The sequence below is a fragment of the Nitrospinaceae bacterium genome (assembly GCA_018669005.1).
Taxonomy (GTDB): Bacteria; UBA8248; UBA8248; order UBA8248; family UBA8248; genus UBA8248.
Window position 1 is genome coordinate 15,710 of sequence record JABJAL010000052.1, and the last position, 12,640, is coordinate 28,349.

Annotated in this window: 13 protein-coding genes; 6 read left to right on the top strand and 7 right to left on the bottom strand. The window is 52.4% G+C overall.

Annotated elements, in window-relative coordinates; all coding sequences use genetic code 11:
• Positions 1-80 precede the first annotated feature (80 nt).
• The 5 genes from HOJ95_06920 to HOJ95_06940 form a co-directional block, all read right to left on the bottom strand.
• A complete protein-coding gene (locus tag HOJ95_06920; protein ID MBT6394419.1) occupies positions 81-659 on the bottom strand; it encodes a hypothetical protein in 579 nt (192 codons plus the stop codon).
• Between the two features lie 63 nt (positions 660-722).
• A complete protein-coding gene (locus HOJ95_06925) occupies positions 723-1,196 on the bottom strand; it encodes a hypothetical protein (protein MBT6394420.1) in 474 nt (157 codons plus the stop codon).
• Positions 1,197-1,220: 24 nt separating this feature from the next.
• On the bottom strand, positions 1,221-1,682 hold the full coding sequence (locus HOJ95_06930) for a hypothetical protein (GenBank protein ID MBT6394421.1): 462 nt from the start codon (positions 1,680-1,682) through the stop codon (positions 1,221-1,223).
• Positions 1,679-2,269 (bottom strand): sigma-70 family RNA polymerase sigma factor, encoded by a 591-nt coding sequence (locus tag HOJ95_06935; GenBank protein MBT6394422.1) that lies wholly within the window; start codon positions 2,267-2,269, stop codon positions 1,679-1,681. Before HOJ95_06935 ends, HOJ95_06930 begins: the two co-directional genes overlap by 4 nt.
• 284 nt (positions 2,270-2,553) lie before the next feature.
• A complete protein-coding gene (locus HOJ95_06940; GenBank protein ID MBT6394423.1) occupies positions 2,554-4,959 on the bottom strand; it encodes a tetratricopeptide repeat protein in 2,406 nt (801 codons plus the stop codon).
• A gap of 279 nt (positions 4,960-5,238) precedes the next feature.
• On the opposite strand from HOJ95_06940, the gene HOJ95_06945 reads away from it, so the two are divergent.
• The 3 genes from HOJ95_06945 to HOJ95_06955 all read left to right on the top strand — a co-directional run bounded on the left by HOJ95_06945 (position 5,239) and on the right by HOJ95_06955 (position 7,547).
• Positions 5,239-5,997 (top strand): 4-hydroxy-tetrahydrodipicolinate reductase, encoded by a 759-nt coding sequence (locus HOJ95_06945; GenBank protein ID MBT6394424.1) that lies wholly within the window; start codon positions 5,239-5,241, stop codon positions 5,995-5,997.
• 37 nt (positions 5,998-6,034) lie between these two features.
• Positions 6,035-6,907, top strand: coding sequence for a DUF1848 domain-containing protein (locus tag HOJ95_06950; protein MBT6394425.1), 873 nt, complete (start codon positions 6,035-6,037; stop codon positions 6,905-6,907).
• Between the two features lie 118 nt (positions 6,908-7,025).
• Positions 7,026-7,547 carry a hypothetical protein gene (locus HOJ95_06955; protein MBT6394426.1) on the top strand — a complete coding sequence of 174 codons (522 nt, stop codon included), beginning with the start codon at positions 7,026-7,028 and terminating at the stop codon, positions 7,545-7,547.
• Between the two features lie 88 nt (positions 7,548-7,635).
• Here HOJ95_06955 and HOJ95_06960 read toward each other — a convergent pair whose 3' ends face one another.
• Both HOJ95_06960 and HOJ95_06965 read right to left on the bottom strand, forming a co-directional pair.
• On the bottom strand, positions 7,636-8,580 hold the full coding sequence (locus tag HOJ95_06960) for a ferredoxin family protein (protein ID MBT6394427.1): 945 nt from the start codon (positions 8,578-8,580) through the stop codon (positions 7,636-7,638).
• Between the two features lie 192 nt (positions 8,581-8,772).
• Positions 8,773-9,954, bottom strand: coding sequence for a tetratricopeptide repeat protein (locus HOJ95_06965; GenBank protein MBT6394428.1), 1,182 nt, complete (start codon positions 9,952-9,954; stop codon positions 8,773-8,775).
• A 425-nt stretch (positions 9,955-10,379) separates the two neighbouring features.
• On the opposite strand from HOJ95_06965, the gene HOJ95_06970 reads away from it, so the two are divergent.
• From HOJ95_06970 to HOJ95_06980, 3 genes are all read left to right on the top strand, one after another.
• Positions 10,380-11,555, top strand: a complete 1,176-nt coding sequence (locus HOJ95_06970) for an LL-diaminopimelate aminotransferase (protein MBT6394429.1) — start codon at positions 10,380-10,382, stop codon at positions 11,553-11,555.
• 26 nt (positions 11,556-11,581) lie between these two features.
• Positions 11,582-12,061 (top strand): 2-amino-4-hydroxy-6-hydroxymethyldihydropteridine diphosphokinase, encoded by a 480-nt coding sequence (gene folK / locus HOJ95_06975; protein ID MBT6394430.1) that lies wholly within the window; start codon positions 11,582-11,584, stop codon positions 12,059-12,061.
• Between the two features lie 124 nt (positions 12,062-12,185).
• On the top strand, positions 12,186-12,640 hold a 455-nt coding region (locus HOJ95_06980), incomplete at its 3' end, for a pantoate--beta-alanine ligase (protein MBT6394431.1).

Here is a 12,640-nt window from a genome sequence, read left to right on the forward strand (position 1 = left end):
AGCGACAATTTTGTTTCTCTGCTTGATTAGACGGGGCGGGTTCCCGTTTTTTTGGTGGCGGCACAATCCAGATTTTAGAATTAGCGGCCCATATGCTGGTTGTGTTGGTTGGTTCCCATGCTTCCCATATTCCCCATGTCCCCTGAATAGCCTCTAACCTGGTCATAGAGGACGACCTGGTGCGGGGAGAGGAGTTTTTTCATTTTTAAATGGTATTTCAGGTGGACGATGCGCAAAGCGCCCCTGAGGCGGGCGATTTCGCCGACGGTACGCTGAAGAGATGCCTCCGTTATCGAGCCTTTCCGGAAGTGAGCCTCAAGCGCCCTTTCTTTTTCGACAATTTTCTCCCCGAGGGGTATCGCCTCGTTTTTCATATCCCGATAGAGGGATTTTGTGTCGGCCAGTTGTGTGCCGGTGAGGCCGATCTTACTTCCAGTCTCGATGACATGGAGCGGGCCGGGATAATGATTTAGCTCGGCGGATTTGGCGTAGCCCAGCCCCTTGCCCTTGAGAAGACCCTCGACCTCTCCACTTGAAAGGGCTTTTATCTCTCTCTTCTCTTGTCCCGAGTACGGGGACTTCGAGGGCTCCGCATAGGCGAGGGAGGAAATCGCGGCGATGGCGCCGAGTAAGAGTGCAATGATTCGAAAATTTTTCATGAACTGGTCCCTGTGGTTGTTGATTCGTGTGGGTTGCTGAGGATTGCTGTGAGTTCCTGGGTTTTAGCGGCCGCCGGGGCGCATGCCGCCCATCGGGCGCTCTTTAAAGCGGCTCTTCCAGCGTCTTCTGCGTTCGTCGAATTCGTGGAGGATTTGATCGAAGCTGCGCTGCTGCTCGGCATTCAAAAAGGCGCGAATATCGTTTCTCGCTTCCGCGAGGATTTTTTCTACCTGGGGGCGCATTCCCATGCGAAGCCCCATCATTCTTTCGTGTTGCTGGCTGAGGGCGACCCGAATCTTTTCCGCCTGGGCGGCCTGAAGATTCAGATCGGACTCAAGGCGGCCCATGAAGCGAGATCTCATCCCTTTGTGGCGCTGCTTGAAGCTGGCCCGTCTGATGGATTCGCGCCCCATGCTCTCCTCGAGGGCATGCCATCTGCCGGCGAAGTATCCTGTCCCGCCGCCCGCAGCGAATACGGCGATGAGCACCATGGCCACTTTTCCCCGGATTCCGCCCAAATTTTCCCAAATCGACATGTCTTTGCCTCTCGTCTGCCGCTCTTAGCGGGATGGTCCGCCATAAGCGATGAACTGAAGAAGTTCCTCGCCGTTATTGGATTGAAGAGCCTGAACCGGATATTCCTCCGGGCTCGCCGCCTGTGTTTCTACAATAACGGGGGGCGGGCTCAGAGCGGCTGTTTCGATTCTGGGGGCCTCCTCGGCCCGGTACATGAACGCACCAGCCATAATGAGCAGGGCGCAGGCAGCCCCTACGGCAAAACGGGGCCCCGTAGAGGCCAGAGCGTTCCAAAGAGATATGGGTGGCGCAAGAGTCGTTTCTCCCAAGGCCTTAAGGTGGGGGCGAATATTTCGCCACACCTCTACGCCGATGTCGGGCGCATCGCGCTTGGCAGATTTGAACATGCCCTTGAGCGAGGTAATCTCCTTATCATCGCCTGCCTCAAGGGAGTCCCATGCCCGCGCTTTATTCATCCAATAGCGCCATACTTTCCAGCGATTCATGGTTTTTCGCTCCTTATGCTATTTGCAGCGCGAAGAAGCTTGGCACGCGCCCGGTTCAGCCTTGAGCGGACGGTGCCGGGAGGTATACCCAGCGCCTTGCCGATTTCATCGTAACTCATTCCCTCTAGCTCCCGCATCACGATAATGGTTCGGTGACTCTCCTTGAGCTCGCCGAGAAGAATTTGAAGCTGCCGGGATGAGGCGGCCTCAGCTTTGTCATGTTTCTCCTCGTTGCCAGCCTCATCTGCCTCTTTTGCCTCCTCTGCCGCCAGCATGTTTTCGTCCAGCGGAACGGGAAGGGGCGGGGAGCGCCGAATGATGTCTCGGCAATGGTTCACCGCTATCCGGTAGAGCCAGGTCGAGAATTTTGCATCGCCCCTGAATTTGGGAAGCGCCGTGTAGGCTTTGATGAAGACATCCTGCACGGCGTCCTCGGCCTCAAGACGTCTCTCTCCCAGAATTCCCCATATCAGCCGCTCGATTCTCCCGGCGAATTTCATCACCAGCGGCTCGAAGGCATCCGGGTCACCCGCTTGGCAGCGCTTGACCCAGAGGGCATCTTCCTCGGTAGGGGGAGGTGGCTTCAAAATACCCATCTCCAGCGTGATTGTGGCCTCCAGAATCTCATCCCCCACTGTGTGCCGATATGGCCAAAAGCATCAAGCCGGTAATCATTAATCGGACCAAATTTTCACCATAATTCTAATATCTCATGTTCGGGCCAATCATATGTTTGGACGCAGGCGGGTTCCCCTGCGGGGTTCCCCGGTGGGGCTCCTCTGCGGGCCCCCTTTATTGTGCGGAGCGGGATACATAGAGGATATTCGTGATGTAATATATTGAAAATATTACGTATCTGTATGATAGTACGTTAGTTGTATGTTTTAATTGTTTTCTCAAAGAAGGCCTCCCACTCCAAAGCCGCGCTATCATTTTCGAATATCAGGTGGTTAGCGGCGAGGATTTTCTCCTTTGTCGCATCCCGTTCGGCGGGCGAATTAGCCAAACGAAGGGCAATCTCAACATATTCGGCGTATGCCCTGGCTGTGCAGTTTTCTATCCCCATGAGTCGGTAGCAGGCCGAAGTGAAGCGGCCACGGGCGAATTCTCCGGGCCATGTCACAATTGGCGTGCCAACGGACAAGCTATCGAGTGTTGTTGTCCCGCCTCCCAGGTGGAGCGAGTCGAGAAGCACATTCGAGAGGCGAAGAAGGCTGAAAAAGCGATCGGGCTCCTGCCGGGGAAGCATTTTCACTCGGTCAATACAATCGGGGAAGGTTGTCATGAAGCGGGACATGAGTGCCTCATTCTGGTTCGGTTTTCCGCTGTCGATGATGGCGAGAAGGCCTTGGGGATCACGCCTCAAAATTTCGCCGATTAGGGCATCGTGCTCCGGGTGAATTTTAAAAAGATTCTGATAGCAGCCGTATATATGATCCCCCTCAGAGAAACCGAAAAGTTCGCGCTCGTGGATTTCCACAAACGAGGGGGGGCGCTCGAAAAGATAGCCCAAAGATTGGAAGCGAACGAGTTTTTCTCTGTAATGGCGGTCGCTGTCGTCCGACTCGATAAACTCGCTGGACAGAAAATAGTCGATCGAGGGCAGGCCTGTTGTATAGCCATAGGCGAACGAGGTGCACTGGACGGGTGCGAGGCGGAAAAAGGGGAGGAAATAGTTGGTCGGATCGGTTCCTACCTCGTGGTAGACAATGGCGTCGAAACCCTCGGAGCGGATTTCCTGGATGGCGGATTCGAAGTCTGGATTGATGAAAAAATAATCGATCTTGGCGTCCACGCCTATTTGGTTTTCAAAAAAATCTTTCTCGCTCTTGGGGCAAATGATAGTGACTTGAAATTTTTCCTTGGATATTTTTTGGACGATTTTCGAGAGCCATATAGTAAAGGGCCCAGAGGCGGTGGTGAAAAAGCCTATCCGGGGGAGGTCTCTGGGCTGAGTCGATAGCGCCTGAGGTGAAAAATCGAGGATTTGGGGGAATTTGCTGCTGAAATACGATTGGTAGAGATCTGCCCATTGAGATTTTAATTTCAGGTCATCCCTGCCGTGAAAAGCCATGTAGAACGAGAGTGGCCGAGCAAAGGCAAGTGTTTCGTCGAGGTTGAAGTCGAGCGCGGGGGCATTATTTTCCGCCATCAATTTTGCGATATCCTGTCGGCATCGGTCGATATCCTCGATGGTGGCGAAGGCGGGATAGCGAGAGCCAACGAGAAGCCGAAGGGGGGCGTTGTCAGGCCAGCGGACCAGTGCCCGCTCGAAGATGTCTTTATCGCTATTATCATCTCCAATCGCCCAGTAAACTGTGGCGAGTCCGAAGTGAGCTGCCAGGTGCCCTGGTTCAAGTCGTATTGCCTCTCGAAAGCTTAGAGCCGCCTCGTCCCATATTTTGCGTTGCATCAGCCCGGCGCCGAGGTTGCTAAACGAATTTGCGTTGTCAGCATCGAATTCGATTACCTGGCGGCAAAGGGCTTCTGATTCCTCGAAGTGTCCTTTTTTTAGTAAAACAGCGCCTAGGCTAGCAAGCGAATTTGTGTCCTCGGGGGCTAGCTCTAAAGCCTTGCGGCAGGCACTCTCCGCCTCCTCCAGTTTGCCTTGATTCATGTAAATTGCCCCAAGATTTCCAAGGGCCATGACGTTTTGGGGATTTAGCGCCAAGGCGTCTCTGAAGCTTTTACCTGCTTCCTCAAGATGTCCCTGCAAGTAAAGGGCATTTCCTAATGTGGCGATTGCGGTTTCATTGTTCGGGGTTATTTCAAGCCAGTGGCGGGAGGCTAGAGCCGCCTCCTCAAGGCGTCCCATTTTTATCAATAGTGCGCCAAAGTTGGTGTTGGCATCCCGGTGGCCGGGGTTGAGTTCGAGCGCACGTCGATAGGTGGTGGCGGCGTCCCCCATCTTCCCCTGGCGCTGCATGGCGACACCCATGTTGCTGTGAGAGTCCGCATGTTCCGGGTCAATGTCGATGGCGAGCCGGTAGTTGAGGATGGCCTCATCGATTTTGTCTTGGAGGTGGAGGCAAACTCCGAGGTTGTTGTAAATCTCACGATAAAAAATTATCAAATCGGACGAGAGGGAAGTTGATACTGCCTCTTCCAGCAAAGGCAGGCGACGGATGATTTGTCTAAAACCCTGCTCAGCAAGCGCCATGTCCCCTGCCTTGAAGTGGGTAAGAGCCGAATTTGTGGCCTCTGTCAGATCAATCTCATCTGGCGGGGAGGAGGGTGGCATTTCCATATAGCGATTGCCCTTTTTTTTCTCGCTCACCGGTGCTCTCTTTTCGGCGGGATTAAAGCCATCAAGAACAACAATTATCTAATGCACGATGAGTATAGGGGTATAGCCGGGTCTCCCGGCAAGTGGATGCATCGTCGAAGGGCCATTTCGTGAAGATACTGTCGATGAGAGGTGAATTAAGGCATAATAAGGATTGGACACTCGTACATTCTAATTGAGTTGATCCGGATACTTAATTTTTAAAATTCATCCACGAGAGAGGAAGTTTCAGTGGCGACACGTGTGGTAGTGGCTGGGGCCGGCGGGCGGATGGGCGCCCGGATCATCAATTTGATAGTAGCCAGCGGGGATATGACGCTTTCTGGTGCCCTTGAGAGGGAAGGGTTTACCGCTCTGGGCGATGACGCCGGGCAGGCGTCAGGGGTTGGTCCGTTGGGAATCCCCTTTACCTCTGATGATTCCTCCCTCGAAGGAGATGTCATTATTTCGTTCGCTATACCGGTGGCGAGTTTGTCTCATGCCAGCCTTGCCGCCGAAAAGGGGATGGGCATCGTCATCGGGACCACGGGATTCACCCCTGCCGAAAGCGAGGCGTTGGCACAGATTGGAGAGAAAATCCCTTGTGTCCATGCTCCCAATATGAGTGTGGGTGTCAACGCGGCTTTTCGGTTGATTGAGGAGGCGGCTCGGCTTCTGGGCGATGGATATGATGTCGAGGTTCTAGAAACCCACCATAATCAAAAGATCGACGCCCCATCGGGCACGGCCGTTCGGATGGGAGAGATTTTAGCGCGGACCTTGGGGAGAGATTATCCGGGCGATGCGGTGTTCCATCGAGAAGGGGAGACAGGGAAGCGACCACAGAGGGCCATCGGAATGCAGACCCTTCGAGGCGGCGATGTGGCGGGTGAGCATACGGTCTATTTTTTTGGCCAAGGCGAGCGAATTGAAATAACGCACCGGGCAACGACGCGGGATAATTTTGCTGCTGGTGCCATAAGGGCGGCGAGATGGGTGAGCGGCCAGAAGCCTGGCGTTTACGAGATGAGAGATGTCCTGGGAATATAGTTAGCCGCGTTTCCTTTTAAGGTTGGAGGGGCGGATTGTGGTGGCGAATGTCATATCCGTTTCACGCCGAACGGATGTTCCTGCTTTTCATGCCCCCTGGTTCATCAAAAGATTGGATGAGGGTTTCGCTGAATACCGGAATCCGTTCAACGGGAAGACACATAGGGTATCGCTTGAGCCCGAGGATGTTCGGGCCTTTGTGTTCTGGACGCGGAATCCGGCCCCGTTGATGCAGAAAATCGAAAATATCGAAGCTACGCAAATTCCCTTTTATTTTCTCTTTACAATTAATGGATATGCTAAGGCGCTTGAGCGCTCGAATCCCCCGGTGAACAGTGCGGTTGAGACTTTTCATCGTCTTGCGGGGCACATTGGGCCAGGGCGTGTTCGCTGGCGCTATGACCCCATTGTGATTACCCAGGAGATAGGGGCAGATTATCACATCAGAAATTTTGAGCGGATTGCCAGCGGGCTAGAGGGCGCGACGAGGGTCTGTATCTTCAGTTTCTTGGACATCTATGGGAAGGTTCGCCGGAACATGGCGGCGCTGCCAGGACCCTTGAGGCCGCTTGAGCCGTCTTTCGGTGAGCGTTTGCACCTATCAAAGGCGCTGGCTGAAATCAGCGAGCGGCATGGTATCAGCCTCAGGGCCTGTTGCGAGGACGATTTGGTGGCGGGTGGTATTGAAAAGGCCCACTGTGTAGACCCCCTGCTTCTAGACATTATCTCCCCTTCAGGCGGGAAATTATCTATTCGCCCGACACGGGAGGAGTGTGGGTGCGCGGCCTCAAGGGATATCGGGGGATATGACACCTGCCCGCATGGTTGTGTCTATTGTTATGCAAATGCGAGCCCCGAGGCGGCAATTCGTCGCTACCGGCGCTCTGACATGGCACTGCCAATGTTGTAAAAATTCGATTTGTGAAGGTGACTCGGTGGTCTGATTTTATTAGAATTGCTTGTCATTGATTATCAGCCAGAAGTGGCTATTGCCCTTGTGGTTTCTTTCATGAGTATAAGGAGTTGTTATGAGCCAGGAGATTCAAACAAAGGGTGTTGAATACATAAAGGCCTCTGATGGCAGAACGGTTGCACAGGTTATTCGCCATGATTTTGATGACTACGCTGCTTTTCCCCCTTATCTGGATACAGACGAGGAGAAGGCCCATCTGGCCGAGGCATATGGAAATATTGATCCCGAGGCCGAGCGCCAGACGAAAGCGCATATGACGGCGGATGAAAATCCGCTCCAGGTCATCATGCTTAATCGCAACCCAGGCGCCGTCGTTAAGCCACATTATCACCTCGTGACTGATCGCCCGACAAACACGACGCGGCACCAGATAATGATGTGCCGCTCGGGTAAGATGAGAATCAACGTCTATACGAAAGAAGGCGAGCATCTGACGGATGTGAACCTTGACCCGGGCGATCTGATCATCATGTACGAGGGGCATTCGATTGAGTTTTTGGAGAAGGGGACCAAGGCAATAGAAATTAAGGAAGGCCCGTTTCCCGAAACTGATGCGGCAGACAAGGTTGATTTTTGATCTGATTCACCAATCACACGTATAAAAACCCCCTGCCTGGCTTCAGCCGGGCAGGGGGTTTGCGTTATCTGGATTGGCGAGCGAGAGCTCAGAGCCCTAATTGCTTTGCCAGTTTGCTCGCTTCTTGATGGTAAATCTTCTCTAGCGCATCGGTCGGTGTGAGGGGTTTTTGGTAGCGACCAAGGAATTGGTTCTCCTTTGACCACAGTTCTCGAACCCTGAGAACCGAATCGAGTGACCCGTTGCTCTTCTCGTCAATGAAAACATAGAAAAAGCGACTGTCCTGGTTTTGGTTGAAGGCAAAGTACTTTTCGTCTTCATGGTAAATTTTCTCGTTAAATGGCGCCGATGTTACCTGGAGGGTGAGGGTTCTGGCACCAAAAATTGAGTCGGAAACCATTACCTTATATTGTTTTTCCCCCACCTTCTTGTTGAGCGAATACTCGCTCCCGCCGAGTTTCGGTTTGCTCTTCCCTATGGCGTGGGAGCCTAGTTTTGAGTAAAGCGAGAAATTCATGGTCTTCGAGATGTTATTGCCGATGGCAAAGACCAAAATTAAAATGGCGGCGGCAACAAGGCCGACGATGGCCGGAGATTTTCTGGCCCGGAGGTCGGCGTCGTTCATTTGGCGCTGCTCGGACAGATCGTCCCTTAGCTCGGAGAGCGATTGATATATTTCCTCGGGGTTGAGCTCAAGCGGCCGAAGGGGCTCAGGCTCGGGCTCTTTTTTCTTCGCCGCAGCCGGGCTTGAGCCACCAGCCGCAGGCGCCGCTGCGCCAGCTCCACCTGAGGCAAAGAAATCAAGGTTGATTTGAGTGTATTTCGCCCATTTGGAGGGTAGGTCGCCTTCCGCGAAAATGGCATCCACCGGGCAGGCAGGCACACAAGCTGCGCAATCGATGCAATCAGAGGGGTCGATGTAGAGCATCTCACTCGACTCATCGCCTGCCTGTTGAATACAATCAACGGGGCATACCTCAACACAAGCTGTATCTTTTGTTCCTACGCAGGGTTCTGCGATGACGTGGGTCATCGGAGCTATTCCTTCCTATCTTGTGACGTCATGGTGATAACGGGCACTCACGGTTATAGATGACAAAACTTTTAGGGCCATCTGATGAGTAGAACGGCTGAATCTTAACATAAGCGGCAAAAGGCTTTACACCTCCGGGAGGGGTAAATTGTGGTGTTTAGGGGGTGAATCTGAATTTTTTTTCAGTAATTTTTAGTTTCTGGCGGCTATAGATTCAGTTTTCTCTTGTAGGGACTGCAAAAAATTCTCGGCCTGGGGGAATTTGGGCCTCAGAACCAGGGCACGTCGAAGGGCGCCAATGGCTTGTGTCTGTTGACCGCTTTCGGCGAGTGCCACCGCCATATTGTAATATAGGACGGTGTCATCTGGGGAGACGGTCAGGGCTTTTTTGTAGTTTTCGATGGCTTCCCGAAATTTTTTCTGTCGCCTGAAGGCAAGGCCCAGTCTGTTGTAGTAGCGCGTATTATCCGGATCCGACTCAAGTGCAAAACTATACTCGGCCTCTGCGAGATCTGCTCTGCCCGATTCCATGAGAAAATCGGCTGCTGCGGCGCTCCGGGCCGCAGGATCTGATTCACGCTCAAGGGCTTTGTGGAGGGAGACTCTTGCACCGTCCTCATCACCTGATTCGAGGAGATGTCTGGTCATCTTAAGCTGGCGATCTTTGTTCTTGGGACTTAGGTCCACCGCTTTTTTAAGGAACTCGAAGGCTTCCTCGCTTTTTCCCTCTTTCCCCAAAATATTCGCCATGCCCTCATAGGCTTTGGCGCAAAAGCTGTCTATTTTGCTTGCCCGTGCGTAGCTTTTATGTGCTTTCTCGTTGTCGCCTAATTCCTCAAATAATTGGCCGGACTCCACCCAAACGCGGGTTGAGGTGGGTTGGGCCTCCTGGGCCGAGGCAATTTCGGTTGCAGCCTCGGTGTCAGCCCCGATATCGACAAAAGCTGCAGCGCGTGCCAAACGAATTGCGCATTCTTTGAATTCAGCCCGTTTTTTCAAAATCTCATCGACAATGTCCTCTAAATCTTTTTGATTAAGGGGTTTGATGAGATGTCCGTCAATGTCGTAGTCGGCGGCCTCGGCATACTCTTCATCATCGAATTGGCCTTGATTGGTGAGCATGATGAAAGGTGTCTCTGCATAGGCGTTATTGGTGCGAATCTCACGGAGTAGGGCCATGCCGTTTAATTCAGGTAGGGTGTACTCGCATAAAATGAAATCGACAGGGGATTTGGCTAGAATTTCTAATGCGTCCTCGCCGCTGCTCACACTGTGGACAACGGATGCGCCCATTCTTTTCAGTATTGCTACAAGTGCGCGTCGTAACTCGCCCTGATCTTCAACTACAAGCATGCGGATATCGGGTTCCAGCATTTGCTCATCCTCCCAATCTCCTCCAATGGCGGTTCTGATTTATTTTCATAATCAGAAATATTCCAGCCATCCAACTCGAATGACTCCTCGGGGGAGATTCGAATTGGCACGGGCGAATGGCTGGCCACCTAATACCGTATTTTTTCCTTATAAAATCAAATACATATCCATATCAATCCCAAACAAAGGCGATACTAACACCAACTGGATCCGATTAAAACCTTAAAATCCAATGACTCATAAGAATATATTCAACCATTTTAGACAATAACTGGGGATTTCTCTTTGTTTCCTAAGGTTATCGGTTGCCGATTTTTTTTCAACGTGGTAGATTTTTGACACATTTTGGAGCTAATTTTCATGATTTTATTGCCATTTTCCCCTAAAATTAGAGCCACAAACTACTTCTGAGGATGAGGAGAGCCATGTCTTCTATTCAAATCGAGCGAGCCGAGCGTCTAAAGCGACTCCCTCCGTATCTATTTGCTGAAATCGACCGGATGAAACAAGAGGCACAAAATGATGGTTGGGACATCATTAGCCTAGGCATTGGCGATCCGGATTTGCCCACTCCCAATCATATTATCGAAGAACTCTCGGTCGCCTCTCGACGCCCGGCGAACCACCAATATCCCTCCTATGAGGGGATGCTCAGCTTTAGAACGGCTTGCGCTGATTGGTACGAGAAACGCTTCGGGGTGGGGCTCGATGCCGCCTCGGAGGTGCTATCTCTTATCGGCTCAAAAGAAGGAATCGCTCATATCTCCTTGGCTTTCATCAATCCCGGCGACTATGCCCTGATTCCGGATCCGGCCTATCCGGTTTACGAGATCGGAACTTATTTCGCCGATGGTCAGGTGCACTTTATGCCCCTGACGTTGGAGGGAGATTTTTTGCCCGACCTTGGGGCGATTCCGACAGAGGTGGCGAAAAAGACCAAGCTTCTTTATTTGAACTACCCGAACAACCCGACTTCTGCCTGTGCGGATGTCGGGTTTTATAATGAAGTGGTTGAGTTTGCCAAGAGCCACGACATTATTGTTTGTAGTGACATCGCCTACTCGGAAATGGCATTTGACGACTACAAGCCGGTGAGTTTCCTCAATGCCGAGGGGGCCAAGGATGTAGGCATTGAATTTCATTCACTCTCCAAGACATACAACATGACGGGGTGGCGTATTGCTTTCGCCGTGGGTAACGCCGATGTGTTAGCGGGCCTGGGGTCCATCAAGACGAATGTGGACTCGGGTGCCTTCCAGGCCGTTCAGGAGGCTGCCATCCACGCCCTTGAGGCTGATCAGGCCTGTGTCGAGGATATGTGCCGGACCTACCAATGCCGGCGCGATGTAATTCTCGAGGGACTTGCTAAATTAGGTCTCAAGGCGAATACCCCGAAGGCTACTTTTTATGTCTGGATCTCCTGCCCGGACGGATACACCTCGTCCGAGTTTACTGGCCATCTTCTTAAAAAATGCGGGATTGTCACGACACCCGGCAACGGATTTGGTCCCTCGGGTGAGGGTTTTGTTCGTATGGCGCTTACTGTTCCCGAGGACCGAATTCGTGAGGCGTTAGCCCGGATTGAAAAGGCTGGTTTTTGAGCCTTGAGGCGCGCGCGTTTCTCTCTCTGGGCGCGAATCAAGATGAGCCTGTTGAGCAGATTAAAAGGGCTGTCGAGCATTTAAAAGAAAATGAGGGTCTTCGCCTCTGTGGTGTATCCTCATTTTATCTGACCGAACCCGTTGGCCCTGTCGAGCAAAATTCCTTTGTCAACGCTGTGTCCGAATGGAGAGTGCGCCTTTCTCCCGAAGCCCTCCTTGCCGCCATCCTGTCGGTGGAAGAGGTAATGGGCCGCACAAGGTCGCTTCGTTGGGGCCCCCGCCTGATTGATATCGACCTGTTGTTGTATGAGGATCGAAACATCGAAACACTGAGTTTCACGGTGCCACATGCCCGAATGCACGAGAGGCGTTTTGTGCTTGAGCCGTTGGTGGAGCTTGCGCCGGAGGTGGTTCATCCTAAGATAGGAAAATCGGCGGGCGAGCTTTTGTCATCTCTTCCCCGTGAAGGTGGCTGGGTGAAGCGGATGCCGGACAACTGGGATTGAAAAACAACGCGCTTTTCCGCCCTTTGTCATGTAGGATAATTTCAATTAGCCTTGAATTAGGTTATCTGGGAATATCTGCATTGTCCGCCGTAGCAAAGGGGTTTTAAGCCCCTGGGTTGAATTCATGGACATCGTCGATTCTCCGGCTAAGATGAGAACTCTCGCAGGTACCTTGCGAGCCAAATGCGGGACGCTAGGCCTGGTCCCTACTATGGGCGCTCTCCATGAAGGGCATACCAGCCTGATTGCCAGCGCGGTGTCTGAATGTGCCTCGGTCGTTGTAAGCATCTTTGTGAACCCGGCCCAATTTGCCCCCACCGAAGATCTTGATACTTATCCCCGGACATTTGAATTGGATTTAGAGGTTTGTCGCTCCAGGGGGGTGGCTGCGGTTTATGCGCCGACCCCGGAGGCGATGTATCAAGATGGTTTCGATACCTGGATTGAAGTGCCTTCTATGTCGGCAGGGCTTTGTGGTCTTCATCGGCCCGGCCACTTTCGAGGAGTGGTGACAATTGTTGCCAAGCTTTTCAACGCCTGCAAACCTGACCGCGCGTATTTTGGCGAAAAAGATTTCCA